We start from the raw sequence: 19156 nt of genomic DNA on the forward strand, positions 1-19156 counted from the left end.
TGGGGTATCGTGGTCAATATTACGGTTGCGGCCATTCTGTCCGGCGCATTGCTGATAACCCTGTTTCTTGCCGTCTTTACGTTGTTGTACTGCCAAAGCTCCAAAAAGACGTATTTTATTCTACTGTCCGTATCCGTCTTTCTCTTCGTGCTCGGTTACTTGTTGGAGGTTACGGCATCGTCCTCGGATGGCGGCATGGCGGCTACGAAGGTCATGTATATGGGTTCCGCGTTCTTCTCTCCGCTGTTTCTTCTGTTCGTGGCGGACTACTGCGAAGCGCGGATTTCAAAGCCGCTCATTCTCATCCCGCTCTTGTCGATCCCCTCCTTCGTGATCGTGCTCGTCTGGACATCCGAGTATCAGACTCTCATTTATTCCGCTTACACCTATATCTCGGACGCGCCGATTCATCGTCTGGCAATGGAACCGGGGAAGCTGTACTATCTGAATCATGTTTTCGCATTGTTGTGCATGATCGCGGCAGGCGGAATATTGATTCACAGATTGATTCATTGGGGGAAGCGTTACAGATTACAGCTATTGCTCTTGGTCATTGGGGTCATCACGCCGGTCCTCGCCAATATTCTGTACGTAGTGAAGCTGAACGTGTACGGCATCAACTACACGCCGGTGTCCCTCGTCCTATTAAACCTGCTTTTCTTTATCAATATCATCCGGTACGACATCTTCGATATCCTGCCCCAAGCATCCGCAATGGCGTTGAATTCCATCCGAGAAGCGTTCGTGCTGATCGATAAAGATATGCTGTTCGTAAGCGCCAACCCGGCTGCTTATCGGGTAATGCCGGGTTTATCCCACCATCACAAGGGCCGCGAAATAACGGAGATCGGCGAGTGGCCGCAGGAACTGACCCGGCTGACCGATCATAGGAATGCGGATATACGGTTTTCCGTCAAGACCGATACCGAGCGGTTTTACGGGGCCAGCGTCAGCGCCGTCTTCACGGAGAAGAAGGAGATGGCAGGCTGGATCATTCTCATTCAGGATAGAACGCTCAACGAGGAGAACGTCGCCTTGCAGCGGTTGGACAAGCTCAAAGACGATTTCCTCGCCAATACGTCTCACGAGCTGCGCACGCCGCTGCACGGCATTATCGGCATCGCCGAATCGCTCTCGGCCGGCGCGGCCGGCCCGCTGCCCGAACGAGCGTTGAATCACATCGCGATGATCGGCGCCAGCGGCAAGCGGCTGGCATCGCTTGTCGACGACATTCTCGATTTCTCGAAACTGCGGCACGAGGAAATCGCGCTGCGGCGCCAAGCGGTCGATATGCATCAGAGCGTCGAAGTGGTGACGACGGTGCTGAGGCCTTTGTGGCAGGCGAAGTCGCTGCGGTTGGACAATAAAATGCCGGAGAACTGCTACGTGGATGGCGACGAAGGGCGCATTCACCAAGTTCTGTATAATCTCATCGGCAACGCGATCAAATTTACGGCGGAAGGGTCAATCGAGGTAACGGCGGAACGTACGACGCTCGGGTGGATCGTCCGCGTCGCGGACACCGGCATCGGGATTGCGCCGGAGCAGCAACCGTTCATATTCGATTCGTTCGCGCAGGGAAGCGGTTCGATCGCGAGGGATTACGGCGGCACCGGCCTCGGGCTGTCGATATCGAAGAAGCTGGTCGAGCTGCAAGGCGGCAGCCTCGCCGTCTCTTCGGTCGTCGGAGAGGGATCGACATTCTCGTTCGAGCTTCCGGCCGCGGAATTGCCGCAGGAATCGGGTTCGACGGCAAGCCTCCCCGCCGAAGGGAGCTGGCGGATGCCGTTGATCGAGGAGAAGCTTGCGGCGGAAGCGCAAGAAGAGATTACGGCGATCGTTCAGGCGGATAACGCCGTTGCAGCCGCCCGAGACGACTCGGGTTCGGACAGGTTCTCGGCGACGTCGCAAGCCTGTATTCTCGTAGTCGACGACGAACCTATCAATCTGCAAGTGCTTGACAGTTTTCTGACGATGGAAGGTTACCGCGTCGTCCAAGCGTCCGGCGCGTTCCAGGCGCTGGCGCTGATCCAGGACGGACTCCGGCCGGATCTGATTCTGCTTGACGTGATGATGCCGCGCATGTCCGGGTACGAGCTGTGTCAGAAGCTGCGCTCGGACTATGCTTCGCGCAGCCGGTTGCCGATCCTGCTATTGACGGCGCGAGGCTTGACTGCGGACTTGGTCGAAGGCTTCAGCTCCGGCGCCAACGATTATCTTAGCAAGCCGATCTCGCGGCATGAGCTGCTCGCGCGGGTCAAGCTGCATTTGCAGTTGGCGCAATGGAACAGCTCGCTAGAGAACGAATTGTTGCAGCGCACGCTCGCGATTCGCAATCTGCTGGACGAGGCGGGGCAAGGGTTCCTGTCGTTCGCCGAGGATATGCTTGTCATGCCGGAATACAGCGTCGAGTGCGAGCGCATATTCGGGGCGGAGTTGACCGGGCAGCCGTTCGCTCCTCTGATTTATCCGGCGGATCTGACCGATCGGCGGTTTCTGGAGGAACTGCTGATGCAGATCATTCGCGAGCAGGACGAACTGCAGGTCGCCGTGCTGCTCTCGCTGCTGCCCGTCGAAGTCGAGATCAAGGGCAAGCATGTGGAGTTGCAGTATAAGAAATTGGGCGGCGAAGCCAGATTGCCCGGCCGTATCATGGTGATTATGACCGATATAAGCGGCCGGCGCGAGCTTGAGATGACCATGGAGCGAGAGCGGCGCATGCTGCGGATGGTCGTGCGCGTCGTGGTGCACGGTGCGATGTTCAAGGAATTGACCGAGGAATATCGGCGATTCGCGGCTTCCGGCATTCGCGAGATTCTTGCGAAGGATACGGCGATGGAAGACCGGATCGACGAGATGATGCGCGATGTACATACGCTCAAGGGCAATTTCGCCCAGCTTGACTTTATAGAAGTGGTCGAGAAGCTGCACGCGTTCGAATCGCAGTTGCTGGAATGGCGCAAGCGAATGGAGGGAGGAAGCGAAGATATATTGGCGGCTAAAGTTTTCGCCGAATGGGTGACGGAAATCGATTACGCCGATTGGTTGGAAGCGGATATGCAGGTGTTGCGCGAGACGCTCGGCGATCCATTCGCCGACGAGACCGATACGGTCGCCGTGAGGAAGACGAAGCTGCTCCAGCTCCAGCGCAAGGTTGAAGAGTCGTTCCCCGCCTCTGAGGGGGCTTGGATCGTCGAAGAGCTGAAGCGGCTCCATTATAAGCCGTTCCGCGACCTGTTGGCGATCTATCCGGACTACGTCCAGCGGCTGGCTGCCAAGCTCGGCAAGTCGGTGTATCCCGTAGCCGTCATCGGCGGACAATTCACGGTCGATCACGAACGGTATTTACCGCTTGCCCGCGCGCTTAGCCACGTGTTCGCCAACATGGTCGACCATGGCATCGAGACGCCGGAGGATCGCGCCTCGATCGGCAAGGACACGTTCGGCAAGATATCTTGCCGAATCGACATGAGCGACGGGCGGGTGACGATCGCGATTGCGAATGACGGCAGCGTCATCGATACGGCGGACATCCGGCGCGTCGCGCTTAACCGAGGGCTGGCGACCGCCTCGGATTTCGATGAGGCCAGCCGCGCCGAGCAGCTCCGTTATCTGTTCCACGAGTCGTTCTCGACGAAACGGACCGTCAGCCGCGTATCCGGACGCGGCTTCGGCTTGAGCGCGGTAAAGCATGCGATAGATGCGTTGCAAGGCGACTATGCCGTCGTAAGCGACGTCGAACAAGGAACGATATTCCGGTTTTCGATGCCGATTCCATTATTTCAATTCCAGGGAGGCGAGAACCCATGGCCATGATTATGATAGTCGACGATTCTTCGATTATAAGACGAAGCCTGCGCGAAATTCTCGAAGAGAGCGGACACGAGGTGGTGGCCGAAGCGCAGAATGGCGAAGAGGCGCTTGAATTGTACCGCAGCCACAGAATCGATCTGGTGACGATGGACATTCAGATGCCCGGCAAAAGCGGTATAGAAGCGGTGCGGACGATCAAAGCTTTCGATCCGGAGGCGCGCATCGTGATGATCAGCTCGGTCGAGCAGCGCAACTTGATCTACGAGGCGATTAAGCTCGGCGCAAAGCATTATATCATTAAGCCGTTTACGAGAGAGAAAGTGGACGAGGTCATGAAGTCCATTCTGCCCGAGTCGTTGATTGCCGTTCCGGCGGCGAAAGAGACTCAGGCTGCGAGGGACCCCGAACCGGATACGGGGGCTGCCAAAACCAAATCCAAGACTGTGTATGAGAAAATCGTCGATCCTCAAGCGATCGGCTTGCCGTTCGACGTCAGCATGGAGAGCGGGAAAATCATCTTTACGCTGTACAAGTACGTAACGGAGCATACGCTGCCGTATTTGGCAGGGTGTCTGCAAGGGTTGTTGCACATTTACAACGCCAAATACGTGATCGTGCTGGAAAAAGTATCGGTGTCGCAGGACGCCGCGCTGCAGCCGTTCATCGACTTCATCCGCATCGTGCTCAGCCGCAGAGGCACGGTCGCCGTCGTCGCCGAAGAGAACAATCAGTATGTTGTTCTGAAATCGAAGCTGAATACCGAAGTGTACAGGTCCGTGAAGGAGATCAGTTGGTATTAACTAAACATGAGGCTGCTCGTTCAATCTTCGCAGCCGATAGGCGTTCGTTGCGGTTTCGCCGAGCTCCTCGAGGATGGTGAAATTCGCCCACGCGCCGGCCGCCGCTCCGATTCCCGGCACCATTTGGAGCAATTTTCGAAAGTCGATCGAGTCGCGATTTTCTGGTACAAGGACAATAAACGTTTCGCTTCTTGATCGGCCGCCTCGAGAGAGGAAGTACGCTGCACCGGCCTTTGCGGCGTGTATTCCGCGCCGAATAACGCCGTGCGCACGATCGACTTAATGGTGGCGGTTAGGAGGGTGTGCACCTTAGGCGGAAGAATGTTGTTTATTCGCTTGCTGATCGTCTTCGACGTTCTCTCCAGCCAACCTGGCGGCTTGAATAACTTCCGCTCCCAATCGGCGATTTCGTTGCGCGCTTTCTGTTCATAGCGCATGGCATTTCGCTCCCCTTAAATCTATGATTATATTGTACGGAAGAACTCCTTCATTCGGAACGGACCGCGGTAGGAGGCTCTGCTCGACTAAAGTCGCGCGTAGTCCATTATCCCTAAGAACGGCAAATGATAAACGTATAATAGTATAATTCGGTTAAAGAAGTAGAGAGATGAACATTGTTGCGCCGTGTCTATGCTTTCTATAATGAAAGCGCAGACAATTCGCATGCGGCAGTGTCTCGAATAAACCGATTGGGGGCGTTACGATGAGAAAGTCAGGCAAGAAAGGGCTTATCCAAGTATTCGTGCTTGTTATGGCGGCGGTATTGGTGCTTTCCGCTTGCAGCGGGAACAACGACAACAACAACGCAAGCAGCGAGTCGCCGAGCCCGTCCGCGAAGGCTAGCGACGCCACTAATGAAAGCGCTTCAGCAAACCCGGACTCTTCCGCTGATCCGCTCGGCAAGTACGATCCGCCGATCGAGGTGACGACGGTAAGAAACTTGAGCGATGTCGTAGAAAATAACGTGCTGGGAGTCCTGGACGGAGAGACGTTCGAGGATAATCGCTGGACACGGGTGTACGAGGATCAACTGGGCATTAAGCTTCGCAACTTATGGGTCGTGAAAGGCAATCCGGAATCGGATCAGTACGTGCAGAAGATGAACGTCACCCTCGCATCCGGCGATCTGCCCGACTTCATGGCCGTGAATGCCGTCCAACTGAAACAATTGGCGGAGTCCGACATGATCGAGGACATGACGGCATTATATGAGAAGTACGCATCGCCATTGACGAAAGACATTTTGTCGCAAGAAGGAACGGGGCCGTTCGACGCCGCAACTTTCGACGGCAAGCTGATGGCGATTCCGCAAGTCGAACCGTCTATCGAGCGTTCCATGTTCCTATGGGTTCGCACGGACTGGCTCGAGAAGCTTAGCTTGCAGCCGCCTAAGACGATGGCGGACGTGCTCGCGATCTCCAAAGCGTTCACCGAGGGAGATCCGGACGGCAATAACAAGAAGGATACGTACGGGTTAGGCGTGAACAAAGGCCTGTGGGGCGGCTCCACCGGTTTGGAAGGCTTCATGGCCGGCTTCAAGGCATACCCGAACATTTGGGTCGAAGATAGTTCCGGCAAGCTCGTGTACGGCAGCGTCCAGCCGGAAATCAAGAATGCGCTTAAAGCGCTGCAGGACATGTTCAAAGGCGGACAGATCGACAAGGAGTTCGGCATCAAGGATGGCGGCAAGGTAGCCGAGGATATTACGGCCGGCAAAGTCGGCATGGAATACGGCGAACAGTGGAATTCGATCTGGCCGCTTCAATTGAACAAGAACAACGAGCCTGACGGGCAATGGCGGGCATTCCCGATCGTGTCCGAGACGGAAGAGCTGGCGAAGGTTCCGCAGAAGTTCAGTACGACTAAATTTTTCGTCGTCCGCAAAGGCGCGAAAAATCCGGAAGCCGTCATCAAACTGTTCAACATGCATCTAGAGAAAAACTGGGGAGAGACAGCCGAGTTCGACTATTACTATGCGCCGAAGGAAGCGGAAAGCGTATGGCAGCTGTCTCCGGTACAGCCCGCTCCTCCTAAGAAGAACGTAACGGCTTTCCGCGAGATCGACGCGGCGCGCAAAGCAAACGACTTCTCGGTTCTGAAAGGCGAAGCCAAGACGATTCAAGAGAAGATCGACCTGTACAATTCCGGTTCCGAAGAGGGCTTCGCGGTATGGGGCTGGGAGCGCATCTACGGTCCGGAGGGCTCGATGGGCATCACGGATCAATACGACAAGAACAACCAGTTCCTGATCGATAAGTTCGTCGCGGCTCCGACTCCGACGATGGTCGAACGGAAATCGACGCTTGAGAAGCTGCAGAACGAGACATTCATCAAGATTATTCTGGGCGATCCGATCGATAATTTCGATAAATTCGTCGCGGATTGGAACAAGCTAGGCGGCGAACAAATGACGCAGGAAGTGAACGACTGGTACGCTTCGACGAAGTAATAGGTTAATACAGGGGAAAGGGCGCTTCGGCGCCTATCCCCTGTATTTGTAAGTTGCAGTCAGAGAGGGGATTTGACTTAATGGGTGGACGTTGGAAAAGAGAGCTCCCGCTGCACTTCATGATATTGCCCGGTTTATTGTTAATCGTGGTCTTCTCGTATATTCCAATGGCCGGTATCGTGATCGCCTTCCAGAAATTCATCCCGGCTAAGGGGCTGTTCGGAGATCAGAAATGGATCGGTTGGGATAATTTCAACTACGTAATGGATTTGCCAAGCTTCGCGCAAGTATTCTGGAATACGTTATCCATCGCCAGCATGAAGCTGGTGCTCGGATTGGTCGTGCCGATCGTATTCGCGATTCTGCTGAACGAGGTGAAGAACGAAGCCGTCAAGCGTTCCGTTCAGACGGCTATTTATTTGCCTTACTTCTTATCCTGGGTCGTGCTCGGCGGTATTCTCATCGACCTTCTATCTCCTTCGGGAGGTATCGTCAACAGCTTGCTGGGTTCGCTGGGCATAGAGCCGATCTTCTTCCTCGGCAGCAACAATTGGTTCCAGACGACCTTGATCACATCGGATATATGGAAGAACTTCGGATACGGTACGATTATTTATTTGGCCGCTATTACGGGGATCGATCCTGGTTTATATGAAGCCGCCACGATTGACGGCGCGAATAGGTGGAAAAAGGCGTGGCATATTACGTTGCCCGGCATGCGCATGGTTATCGTATTGCTCGCCGTGCTTAGCCTCGGTCAGCTGCTGAACGCCGGATTCGACCAAGTGTTTAATTTGTATAGTCCGCAAGTATACGAGAGCGGCGATATTCTGGACACGTTCGTCTACAGAATCGGTCTGCTCGACGCGCAATACGGAGTCGCGACGGCAGTCGGATTCTTCAAGTCCATTATTTCGTTCATTCTCATCGCAGGCTCGTATTTCTTCGCTTACCGGTATGCGAAATACAGAATCTTCTAAGGGGAGAGCTAACATGTCCAACAAAAGCGCGAAGGTTATCCCCGGCAAGCGTATAGACTGGTTCGCAGGCATCAATATGACGTTCCTGATCATTATTGCTCTGCTGTGCGTCCTGCCGCTCATTCATATCATCGCGGTGTCCTTCAGCTCCAGCACCGCTACGGCCGCCGGATACGTGAAGCTATGGCCTGTCGATTTCACGCTGGAATCCTACAAGTTTACGGCGGGACGAGAGGGATTCTGGACATCGATGCTGAACTCGATCGAGCGGATTGCCCTTGGAACCCCTTTGAACTTGCTTCTAACCGTCATGGTCGCATATCCGCTCTCCAAGGAACGGAGGCAATTCCGGTTCCGTCTCGTCTATGCCTGGATCTTCTTCATGACCATGTTATTCAACGGCGGATTGATTCCCTGGTATATTACCCTCAAGGAATTAAACCTGCTCGATTCCATCTGGGCGCTTGTGCTCCCGGGGGCGGTACCGGTGTTCAGCATCGTCCTGCTGCTTAATTTCTTCCGCGAGGTGCCCAAAGAGCTGGAAGAGTCGGCGGTCATCGACGGCGCGAGTCAATGGACGACGCTATGGAGAATCTACGTGCCCATTTCGAAGCCCGCGATTGCGACGCTTGCGTTATTCTCCATGGTCGACCATTGGAACAGTTGGTTCGATGGACTGATTCTCATGGGCGACCCTTCCAATTATCCGCTGCAAAGCTATATTCAGACCATCGTTATTCAACAAAATTTCACGGCGGTGTCTCGCGAGGATATTTTGAGTCTGGCGCAAATCTCGGATCGAACGCTAAGATCTTCGCAGATCTTTCTCGCCTCGCTGCCAATCGTCGTCGCCTATCCGTTCCTGCAAAAATATTTCGTCAAGGGAATTGTGCTCGGCAGCGTAAAAGGCTAGTCTATATTCACGAAGCTATGAACATATACGGCATGGGTACCGTCCACGACGTTGCCGATGCCGTATATATATTCGAGAATAAGGCTGGGGGATACCGCAATGTTCGTACGCCGAGACTTTTCATTGCGCAATACGATATTCTTACGTTTAGTCGTTACGTTCGCGCTCATTCTGCTGCCGATCATTGCCGTCGGAGTTTCCATCTATAAGTGGAGCGTCAATACGGCTAGCAACGATATATCGAAAACCGCAATCTCGCAAATCTCCTTCTACTTGAACGATTTCGAGAACGAAATCGAGAGAATGAGGCTGCTTCAATACAGCTTGCTTGACGATACGGACTTGAACAAGCTCGCCATTGCATGGGAAACGATGGACGACATCGATCGAATGGACAGTACGACCTCCGTGCTGAATCGCGCATTCTCGGTGCAGAACAGCAGCAATGTGATACGAGATGTAAGCGTTCACATTAGGCCGATCGCCAAGACTTTGTCTTCCTTGAACGGAGCTGGCGCGTTCGAAGCCGACCGTTATCAGGCCATTCGTCCGGAACGCGGGGCCAGAGGCTCCAAGTTGATCGAATGGAAAGGAAACCTGTACTTAAGCGCGGCCAAAGCGAGCGGAGGGAAGGATAAGGAGCCGCTGTTCATTATCGAGATCGAGCTGAACATGCTCAAGCTGCGGGAAGCGCTGCAGCAGTTCAACCTCTATCCGGAGAGCGGTACGATTATGCGCACGGGTCATTCCGGCTTGCACATCGGCAGCGGATCGATTCACGCCCTGGAGCCCGAGGCGAAGCGGAACCTCGATCGGATCGCAAGCGGCACCTCGGATACGATCCGCGTCGGAGAGCAAAGTTATCTGGTATCCCATGCCTATTCCGAACGGTTGGATATGTCCATCTACCGCTTCATACCGGAGCGGGTCGTGAGCAAGCCGCTCGATAAGTTCTATATCCGAGCGTGGCTATTCGGAATCGGCACGCTGGTCATTATGGTCGTCTATGCCCTGTCGACGTACAAGTTCATACACAAGCCCTTGATCAAATTGGTCAAAGGATTCCGCAGGCTGGAAAGCGGCGATCTCGAACAAGCGATCGCGCATGACGCGAATGACGAATTCCGTTATATCTACACGCGTTTCAATCAGATGGTGGTCAATCTTCGTACGTTGATCGACCAGGCATGGAAGCAGAAGCTGCTGGCTCAGCGCGCCGAATTGAAACACCTGCAATCGCAGATCAACCCGCATTTCCTATACAATAGCTTCTTTATCATGAACACGATGGCTAGAACCGGCGATACCGAGCGCATCGAGATGTTCACGACCCTGCTAGGGGAGTACTTCCAGTTCGTGACCCGCAATGCTTCGGATTTCGTAACGCTGCAACAAGAGATACAGCATGCCCGAACCTACGCGGATATTCAGGAATTACGGTTCTATAAGCGCATTGCCGTTCGCTTCGACCCGTTGCCGTCCGCGTATGAGCGCTTGCAAGTTCCGCGTTTGATCGTACAGCCGATAATCGAGAACGCGTTCGAGCATAGCTTAGAGAAGAAAGCGAAGAACGGCATCATCGATATACGGTTCGAGCAAGGCGAGACATGTCTATCTATTATCGTAGAGGATAACGGAGATCGTCTAACGGACGAAGTGCTGGCGCGGATTACGGATCATCTCTCGCGGCCGGAAGAGAAGATGGAAACGACCGGGATCGTCAATATTCATCGACGTCTCCTGATCGCGTGCGGCGAGGGAAGCGGGCTTAGCGTTACGCGAGGAGAGATGGGCGGGCTTAAAGTGACGATTCGTATACCGCTAAAGGAGGATACGATACATGCGCCGATTGCTGATCGTGGATGACGAAGCCATCATCACGGACGGTGTTGCGGAAGTATTGGGCAAATTGGATATTCCGGGGCTCGAGATTTGCAAGGCTTATTCGGGTAGCGAGGCCGTCGAATGGTTGAACCATACTCGCATCGACATCGTCGTGTCCGATATTCGGATGCCGGAGATCGACGGACTCGAGCTGCTCGACATTATTCGCCGGGACTGGCCTCGCTGCCGAGTCATATTCATGACCGGCTACCATGATTTCGATGCGGTATATCAAGCGATTCAAGTGTGGGGCGTCCGATATATTCTGAAGACGGAAGGCTATGCCAAGGTCATTGCCGTATTGGAGGAGACGCTTCGCGAATTGGATGAGGCGCTTCAGACGGACGCCTTGCTGCAGCAAGCGATGGAACAGCGCAATACGCTCGAGACCCTGGCTCATGGCGATTATTTCCGCCACTTATTGCTCGGGATCGGCAGCGGCATGCCGGAGAACAGAGAGGAGGACTTCCGCAAGCTGAACGTTCCGCTTCGCTGGGGCCAGCCGATCATGGTCGTCTTAGGAAGCGTTCTGCATGCGGAGCCCGGCAGTTATGTCGGCCGACAGGAGTCGGCGCTCGCGGTCAAGCTGCTCGGAGATGTCTATCTGCGAGACAGAACGAGCTGCGTCGGCGTGATTGACCGGTTCGGCGACTTGCTCTGGATGGTACAGCCGTCCGGCGAGCATGCCGACGCCGAAGGCGACGTGTTCGGCGGAGTCACCCGGTTCCTCGAGGGAACGCTTGAATTGCTCCAAGAGGCTTGCATGAAATCTCTTGGCTCGGAGACATCCTTTACGATCTGCAGCACGCCGATCGCATGGGAGACGCTGCCGGGCGCCTATGACAGGCTTAGGCAGATGCAGCATCATAGGGTCGGCGACGGCACCAGCATGGTATTGACCGTAGAGGTCGGTCCGCTCGACAAGTCTTCCCAGACGCATGAACGGCTGAGCATCGAGAAGCTGGAACCGCTTGCCGGACTGTTGGAATCGGGACGCGGCGAGGCGTTCATACAATTGCTTCGCGAGTCGTCCGAAGCGGTGCTGGTCAAGCCGCCGCCCGATGCTTCCCAGGTCATCGAGATCTATTATTCCATAAGTCTGATGCTGCTCTCGTACATCAACCGAAGACAGCTCGGCAATCAGTTGCCCGCGGCCGAGCTTATGAGTTTCGAGGCGCACGCCTCCTGGCAAGACGCATTCGACTATTTGGCCCGTACGGCGGAGCAGTTGTTCGCCTTAAGACGCACAAGCGAGAATAGCCGGGCCGAAGGAGTCATTCAAGAAATATGCGGTTACATCGACGCGAATATCGCGGAAGATTTATCCATGGTCCGGTTAGCGGGCCGGTTTCACTTCAATCCGGTCTATTTGTCCCGCTTATTCAAGCAGAGACGAGGCCAGAACTTGTCCGATTATATCGAGGAGGCAAGAATCCGCAAGGCAAAGGCGCTGCTTGCCGAAGCGGAGCTCCGCGTCCATGAGGTCGGCATGCGTGTCGGGTACGAGTCGCCGCACTCCTTTACGAGGTTTTTCAAAAAAGCGACGGGCGTTTCCCCGCAGGAGTATCGCGAGTTCGCGAGAGAATCCATCCCGGGCAACCCGTAAAGGTTGCCCGGATGGCGTAGGGTATCGGAATTCGATGATCGGCGTGAATTCAATTGAAATGTCTTTGCACTTCTTTTCTGCTTTTCAGGTGCAGCTTGAAATAAATGTGCTTGCAATGCGTCTTGACTGTTTCAATCGTGATCGACAAGTTCTTCGCGATCATTGCGTTCGATTGGCCCTGAATCAACAACTGCAACACTTCGTATTCTTTGGAAGAAAGCTTGTTCCGGGCAAGGCTGGTTTTGTCGTTGGACGGCTCGCTTTCAATGCCGGGCCGAATCAATTGTTCCACATACGAACGGCCGGCCGGGGATAATTGCTCCATTTTCCCATAACGTCTTACGGCGGATTCTGCAAGATCCCATTCGTTCAGGAAAAGCCTGACATAACCTTCTTCGCGGCCTATTTCCAGGGCATGTCCGATTTTGCGCAAGGCGGTTCCGGTATCCCCGTTCTTTTCATAAAGGATGGCCAGAAGCATTTGAATTTCAGCAATATAATATTGAAGATACATGTTTGTGCAAAATTGCAGCAATTTCTCTCCCAAACGGATTCCTTGTCCATATTGGCGTAAGTGAATATAGGCGCGGAGAATGGTCAGGTAGCCGTACATATGCCGCTTGTCCGGTTCCCCGTCCGTGGCGAAAGGTTGCGTTCTCAGCCATCTTTTCGCCTGTGCCCAATTCCCGGATTTCATATCCAATCTTGCCTGGCAAGCATGAACGACCGGCAAGGCGTTCGGCGTATGTTTGCTTAGTAACTTCCCCGTCTCCTCTAGCAGGCTTTGCGCAGCCTGTTGCTCGCCTATATCTTGCTTCAATTGTGCAAGGGTCAGCGAAGTCGGCAACAGCAAGCCCGGATCCATGAGATCCAACCCGATTTTTCGGCCGTTTAATAGAAACTTCTCTGCCTCGATCAATTGATTCCTTTCGTAGAGACACTCGCCTAAGAGCGACTCCATGATCCCGTATCCTTGGTTGATTCCTTTCCATCCGGCTTTCCCTTCCTCGCACATCGCAATCGATTGATCGATCGCCCCCCAATGACCGACATCGCTTCTTAACAATGAACTCCCGCTCGGATTCAAGGTGTTGATATGGCTATACAAATAGCCGGGTCCGTTCAAGCGTTGCCCGGTTTCCCTCATATAGGCCATTCCTTTCTCCGTGTCGCGGCGAAGGAAATAAATCCGTGAATAAATCGATGCCAGATATCCTCGCAAATCCTCTCCGGTCGGGGGGAAGGGATACTGTTCATCCGTCATATAAGCCTCGGTCTTGTGAAGAACCGTCTCCGCCGCGGTAATGCGATGTTCGGCAGTCAAACACCAGGCATAGAGCATCGCGATAGATGGACGCCGATAGATTTCCGGATCGGGAAACCGCTCCATAAGCTCGATTAAGCTTTGCATCGGATAAGAGAAGGTCGTTGCCATATCGGCCAGCAGCAGCTCGGATGCCCGATCATAAGCGGCGATGCGCAAGGCATGCCGAACCGCTTCGAGTACCATTCCCTGCTGTTCGAACCACGAGATGCTCCGGGCATGCAGCAACATAAACCTGTCTTGATCCATTTCTATGCAGTGTGCGCGCAAAAACCGGAGAAACAGACCGTGATAACGATACTGTCCGTTGCTCTCTTGAAAGAGAAATAAGTTTTGCCGCACGAGTCGTTCAATATAGATGTTGTTCCGCGGATTGTCCGTTAAAGCTAAACTGAAATCCGCATGGAAAAAATCCGGAATCGACGTTTGCAGCATAAATTGTTGCAGGTCTGGCGGCAGTAGATTGAAAATATCGTTTAAAAACCGCTCATGCAATTCGGACTGAAGCGCATCGACGGGGGGATAGGGTTCGCCGAATGTCGTCGCCCTGCTTCCATCCAGATACGACGAATAGATCGTTAAAGCCGGAAACCACCCTTCCGTGATTTGTTCAAGACGCATCGTTTCATCGTTCGGCAGCTGTATCTTAGCCGCATGCTTCACGTATTGTTTGATCTCCGCCCCGCTCAGTTTCAAGTGGTCGCGGGATAAGGTCAGAGGGCCCGGATGAAGATGGCGAATATTGGAGTAGAAGGGCAGCTTCTCGCGGCTGGCGATGTAAAGATGGACATGCTTCAACGAAAGCGCAATCAGTAATTCCATCACGCGATGGACGGCTTCTTCACGGATCGCCTCGTAATTGTCCAAGAATAAATGAACTTCGCCGCGCGCGTTCAATTGATTCGCGATCGATTCGATTAGCGGTAATAGGGACGGAGCGTTCCGTTCAATCCGCAATTGCTCTAGAAGGTTGCTTTTTGTGGCCTTGTCAAGCGGTAATGAAAGAATGACGGACGACAAGAAACGATGAACATCATTATCTCCGGAATCCAACGTAAGCCAGCCGATCGTATGAGACGGGGACAACGCGTTCGCCCATGCGCCCAGTATCGTCGTCTTGCCGTATCCCATGGGAGCCACAAGCGCAATCAGAGACCGGTAAGCTTCCTTTTTTAATAGATTCATGCATCTGGAACGATGGATCACGTGCTTATCCGTGACAGGTATTTGCAATTTGGGAGCGGCATCTGTTAAAGACCAAACTCCGTGATCACTGCGCATCATCTAATCTCCCTTGGCAATATGCGGATGAGTATAGGTTCATTATAACGATTTATTAGAAAAAGAGGGATATATTCATAGAAAAAGAGGGATATCGAAGGATAAGGAAATTCATCCTTTGCGAGGGATGGAAATGTAGTCATCGGTGTGTTTAGATTAGGTATGAAATTGCTAGAATCATTTAAGATTCGACAGATCATGGGAATATACAACAAATGTTGCTTGCCGATAACGGAGCATTTTATTTTATCCAGTCATGGGAGGTTTGATGTTATGCCATCGGTAAGAACATTCGTCCGGTTGCTCATCGTGTTATTCGTGCTATCGAATCTATTCATTTTCTGTGGATTTCCGAGAGATCGCGCATCGGCGGCTGCGACCGTCGAGGAAGGCGATTTTATTGCGTTCGGCTCTTATTGGGGGTATCCGTTGAGATGGCAGGTCATTAACATCGACGCCAACAGTTATATGCTCTTTGCGTACGGAGGACTCGGTATGAAACCCTTCGACGCTGTCGGTGACGGCACGGATGGACGCTCGGATACCGATAGGATAAATAATGGGAGTAGTTATTGGGAGAAATCCAACCTTAGGGAGTGGCTGAATTCCAGCGAACAGTCCGTGACGTACAGTCATCAAGCGCCGGATGCCGATCATGTTCTAGATTACCCGTACAGCGGTGAGCCCGGTTTCCTGTCCGACGACAATTTTACGGCTTTTGAGCGATCGTTGATTCAACCGGTTACGCACAAATCGATCATTGCCCCGATTGACGAACCGGTGAAAGACGGAGGAACGGAGGACCATTCTTACGATACGGGCACGTTCGCGAATGCGTATAAGAACTACGATAATGCTATTTACAAGAACACGACGGATCTCGTCTCCCTGCTTTCCATCCAGGAATTCCTTGACTTGCTCGACAAAGACGCCATAGACGATGGTAAGGATTTCGCGATACACTCTATTTCTCAATATTGGCTGCGAGATGCAATGACCATGTTTTCCGACTCAGTAAGAATCGTAGGAGACTACTTTATTAGTTCCCATACAGCCAAAAGGGCTGCTCCACTTCGTCCTGTTGTGTATTTGAATGCAGACGTGAAGCTCGTGGGGGTGGGTACGTTAGCCAGCCCGTATACGATTGACACGGGAGGGGCCGCGTCCTCTTCGCTTTCGTCTTCGGCATCGACTTTGGCAGCCGACGGCACGGACAATGCCACGCTGACCGTTACCCGTCTGGACGCGTTCGGCCAGCCGGTTGCAGGTCACAATGTTAGCTTATCGCAAGGAGGCGGAAGCTCGACGATATCGCCGACATCGGCGACGACGAATGCAAGCGGTCAGGCGACGTTCACCGTGCGAAGCACGAAAGCGGAAACCGTCGCTTACGCCGCCGTGGATACGACGGACAACGTGACGGTGACGCAAACCGCGTCGGTGACGTTCACCCCTGGGGCGGCGGATGCGGCCCAGTCGACGGTGACGGTTTCGCAGGCGAGCGTTACGGCGAACTGGAGTGCCAGCAGCACCTTGACGGTTACGATCAAGGATGCGAACGACAATCCGATCCCCGGCCACGCGGTCAACCTGACGCAAGGAAGCGGCAGCTCGGGCATCTTCGCCGTTGACTCGACGACCAATGCGAATGGTCAAGCCGTGTTCACGCTGAGGAGCACGAAAGCGGAAGCCGTCACCTATACCGCCGTGGATACGACGACCGACATGACGGTGACGCAAACCGCGTCGGTGACGTTTACCCCAGGGGCGGCGAATGCGGCGCATTCGACGCTGGCGGCTTCGGAGGCGAGCGCCGAGGCGAACGGGACTTCCAGCAGTACCTTGACGGTCGCGATCAAGGACGTGAACGACAATCCGCTCTCCGGCCACGCAATCAGCCTGACCCAAGGGGGAGGCAGCTCGGTCATTACAGCCGTAGACGATACGACCGATGCGGATGGACAAGCCGTGTTCGCGGTTAGCAGCACGAAAGCGGAAGCCGTCACTTACACCGCCGTGGATACGACGGCGGGCGTGACGGTGACGCAAACCGCGTCGGTGACGTTTACCCCAGGGGCAGCGAGCGCGGCGCAGTCGACGTTGGCGGCTTCGGTGGCAAGCGTTACGGCGGACGGGACTTCCGGCAGCACCTTGACGGTTACGATCAAGGACGCGAACGACAACCCGATTACCGGCCACGCGGTCAGCCTGACGCAAGGCAGCGGCAGCTCGGTCGTTACAGCCGTTAACCCGACGACCGATGCGGATGGACAAGCGGTGTTCACGGTGACGAATACGAAAGCGGAAGCCGTCACCTATATCGCCGAGGATACGACGGATAACGTGACGGTGACGCAAACCGCGTCGGTGACCTTTAACCCCGGCGCAGCGGATGCGGCGTTATCGACGTTGACGGCTTCGCAGGCGAGCGTTACGGCGGACGGGGCGGCTAGCAGCACCTTGACGGTCACGATCACGGATGCGAACGACAACCCGATTACCGGCCACACGATCAGCTTGACGCAAGGCAGCGGCAGCTCGGTCATCACGGCCGTTAACTCGACGACCGATGCGGATGGACAAGCCGTGTTCACGGTGACGAACGCGAGAGCGGAAACCGTCACGTATACCGCCGAGGATACGACGGACAACGTGACGATAGATCAAACCGCGCAAGTTGCTTTTACGAGATTGCCTAGCGGCGGAGGCGGCGGAGGCGGAGGCTCAACGGCAACGGTGTCACGGTCGGTTATCGATCTGAACGGGACCTCTTTCGACCCGGACAAGATCGATACCGCCAAGCCGGCTATCACCTTTGAGGTAACGGCCAAGAACGGCGTTGCTTATGCCAGCTTTCCCGCAAGTATATTAGCGAGTCTTGAGGGTAACAACGCCGCCTTCATGATCGAAATCAAGACGCAATACGGCAGCTATCAAATACCGGTTAATTTGGCTTCGCTTATTCCAGGGCTAGAGGAACTGTTGATCGCGAACAACCTCAAACCCGAGGACATCAGCTTTAAGATCAACCTGATCGACATGTCGGGCAACGAGGATATTCGCGAAGCTCTTGCCAGCCGGCTGCCTAACGGGCGAACGATGGGGTCGATCGTCGATTTCAGTATCGATATCATTAACAACTCAACAGGCAAGGTCATTGGAGCCGCGGACCAGTTCACACAGGCGCTGGTCAGAATCATACCTATGCCGAAGAACGTGACATCTATGCCCAAGCAGTGGGGCGCCTTCCGTTATAACGAGTCCGCCAAGCAGTTTGAATTCGTTCCTGCCCAGTCGGTTCGGATCGACGGCGTATGGTACGCGATGATTCACTCTTACTCCAACAGCGTGTACGTCGTTGCGAATAACGAAGTAGGCTTTACGGATGCGCGATCGCATTGGAGTAAACCGTTCGTCCAGCTTGCGGCGGCGAAAGGACTCGTCAACGGAGTCGGAGGCGGCAAGTATGCTCCCGACAAAGCCGTGACTCGGGCGGAGTTCGCCGCTATGCTAGTCCATGCGCTGGGGCGCGGTACATCGACCGGCAATCCTACGTCGCCATATGGCGATGTCCGGCCAGGCGCATGGTATTACGGCGCGGTAACGAAAGCGCGGCAACTAGGATTGCTTGATTTCGCGGAAGGGAACAACTTCATGCCCGACAGGCCGCTGACCCGCGAGGAAATGGCAAGCATGATGGCGGCGGCGATTGCGCTGAATAAGGCGTCGATAACGAAGGAACTCGTCAACTTGGACGGGTATAAGGATATCGGGAGCATGAATACCGCCTACCTGGAGGATGTACGGCTGATGGTGAAGCTGAACATCATGACGGGCACGGGCGAGGATACGTTCGATCCGAAGGGCGAATCAACGCGCGCGCAAGCGGCGGTTGTGTTCGTCAGAATGCTTCAATCGCTGGATTTAATGGATTAGATCATTTCATGGCAATTTAGATCAGAATTTCATTATCCCGCTAAGGTCCACCATAATGATACGAAAACGCAGTCCTTCGGGACTGCGTTTTTGTTGTACGCCCAGCATGGGCGTCATCTCTTGGGCGAAAGTCCCGAATGGGGAGCTTGACCCGATTACGATCGCTGTCT

Annotated in this window: 10 protein-coding genes and 1 pseudogene; 8 read left to right on the plus strand and 3 right to left on the minus strand. The window is 54.1% G+C overall.

Going from position 1 to position 19156, the window contains the following annotated elements; all coding sequences use genetic code 11:
• The first annotated feature begins 9 nt into the window (after nucleotides 1–9).
• Together COHPA_RS24660 and COHPA_RS24880 are read left to right on the plus strand one after the other, a co-directional pair.
• Nucleotides 10–3816, plus strand: a complete 3807-nt coding sequence (locus COHPA_RS24660; RefSeq protein WP_027087990.1) for an ATP-binding protein — start codon at nucleotides 10–12, stop codon at nucleotides 3814–3816.
• Nucleotides 3807–4613, plus strand: a complete 807-nt coding sequence (locus tag COHPA_RS24880; protein WP_027087991.1) for a response regulator — start codon at nucleotides 3807–3809, stop codon at nucleotides 4611–4613. The genes COHPA_RS24660 and COHPA_RS24880 overlap by 10 nt, the downstream gene beginning before the upstream one ends.
• Here the strand turns inward: COHPA_RS24880 and COHPA_RS26350 are convergent, their stop codons facing one another.
• Both COHPA_RS26350 and COHPA_RS26355 read right to left on the minus strand, forming a co-directional pair.
• Nucleotides 4614–4736 (minus strand): EcsC family protein, encoded by a 123-nt coding sequence (locus tag COHPA_RS26350; RefSeq protein WP_342667813.1) that lies wholly within the window; start codon nucleotides 4734–4736, stop codon nucleotides 4614–4616.
• Between the two features lie 86 nt (nucleotides 4737–4822).
• A pseudogene (locus COHPA_RS26355) lies at nucleotides 4823–5050 on the minus strand (EcsC family protein); the annotation flags it as partial.
• A gap of 266 nt (nucleotides 5051–5316) precedes the next feature.
• Here COHPA_RS26355 and COHPA_RS0120365 point away from each other — a divergent pair.
• The 5 genes from COHPA_RS0120365 (at nucleotide 5317) to COHPA_RS0120385 (ending at nucleotide 12445) form a co-directional block, all read left to right on the plus strand.
• On the plus strand, nucleotides 5317–7062 hold the full coding sequence (locus COHPA_RS0120365; RefSeq protein WP_027087993.1) for an extracellular solute-binding protein: 1746 nt from the start codon (nucleotides 5317–5319) through the stop codon (nucleotides 7060–7062).
• A gap of 80 nt (nucleotides 7063–7142) precedes the next feature.
• Nucleotides 7143–8042: an ABC transporter permease gene (locus COHPA_RS0120370; protein WP_027087994.1), complete on the plus strand. Its 900-nt coding sequence runs from the start codon at nucleotides 7143–7145 to the stop codon at nucleotides 8040–8042.
• A gap of 13 nt (nucleotides 8043–8055) precedes the next feature.
• Nucleotides 8056–8955: a carbohydrate ABC transporter permease gene (locus COHPA_RS0120375; protein ID WP_027087995.1), complete on the plus strand. Its 900-nt coding sequence runs from the start codon at nucleotides 8056–8058 to the stop codon at nucleotides 8953–8955.
• A gap of 99 nt (nucleotides 8956–9054) precedes the next feature.
• A complete protein-coding gene (locus COHPA_RS0120380) occupies nucleotides 9055–10821 on the plus strand; it encodes a sensor histidine kinase (protein ID WP_027087996.1) in 1767 nt (588 codons plus the stop codon).
• A complete protein-coding gene (locus COHPA_RS0120385; RefSeq protein WP_027087997.1) occupies nucleotides 10796–12445 on the plus strand; it encodes a helix-turn-helix domain-containing protein in 1650 nt (549 codons plus the stop codon). Before COHPA_RS0120380 ends, COHPA_RS0120385 begins: the two co-directional genes overlap by 26 nt.
• 49 nt (nucleotides 12446–12494) lie before the next feature.
• On the opposite strand, the gene COHPA_RS0120390 is transcribed toward COHPA_RS0120385, so the two are convergent.
• Complete coding sequence (locus COHPA_RS0120390; RefSeq protein ID WP_169733286.1) at nucleotides 12495–14954, minus strand: winged helix-turn-helix domain-containing protein; 2460 nt, start codon at nucleotides 14952–14954, stop codon at nucleotides 12495–12497.
• A gap of 369 nt (nucleotides 14955–15323) precedes the next feature.
• Here COHPA_RS0120390 and COHPA_RS24665 point away from each other — a divergent pair, with 369 nt between their 5' ends.
• On the plus strand, nucleotides 15324–18986 hold the full coding sequence (locus tag COHPA_RS24665) for an Ig-like domain-containing protein (protein WP_027087999.1): 3663 nt from the start codon (nucleotides 15324–15326) through the stop codon (nucleotides 18984–18986).
• Nucleotides 18987–19156 lie beyond the last annotated feature (170 nt).

Origin of the sequence: Cohnella panacarvi Gsoil 349, assembly GCF_000515335.1 — a bacterium.
Classification (GTDB): Bacteria; Bacillota; Bacilli; order Paenibacillales; family Paenibacillaceae; genus Cohnella; species Cohnella panacarvi.

Coding starts and splice junctions, on each gene's coding strand:
- COHPA_RS24880 (WP_027087991.1), top strand. CDS start 3,807: ATGGCCATGATTATGATAGTCGACGATTCTTCGATTATAAGACGAAGC.
- COHPA_RS26350 (WP_342667813.1), bottom strand. CDS start 4,736: ATGGTGCCGGGAATCGGAGCGGCGGCCGGCGCGTGGGCGAATTTCACC.
- COHPA_RS0120365 (WP_027087993.1), top strand. CDS start 5,317: ATGAGAAAGTCAGGCAAGAAAGGGCTTATCCAAGTATTCGTGCTTGTT.
- COHPA_RS0120370 (WP_027087994.1), top strand. CDS start 7,143: ATGGGTGGACGTTGGAAAAGAGAGCTCCCGCTGCACTTCATGATATTG.
- COHPA_RS0120375 (WP_027087995.1), top strand. CDS start 8,056: ATGTCCAACAAAAGCGCGAAGGTTATCCCCGGCAAGCGTATAGACTGG.
- COHPA_RS0120380 (WP_027087996.1), top strand. CDS start 9,055: ATGTTCGTACGCCGAGACTTTTCATTGCGCAATACGATATTCTTACGT.
- COHPA_RS0120385 (WP_027087997.1), top strand. CDS start 10,796: ATGCGCCGATTGCTGATCGTGGATGACGAAGCCATCATCACGGACGGT.
- COHPA_RS0120390 (WP_169733286.1), bottom strand. CDS start 14,954: ATGAATCTATTAAAAAAGGAAGCTTACCGGTCTCTGATTGCGCTTGTG.
- COHPA_RS24665 (WP_027087999.1), top strand. CDS start 15,324: ATGCCATCGGTAAGAACATTCGTCCGGTTGCTCATCGTGTTATTCGTG.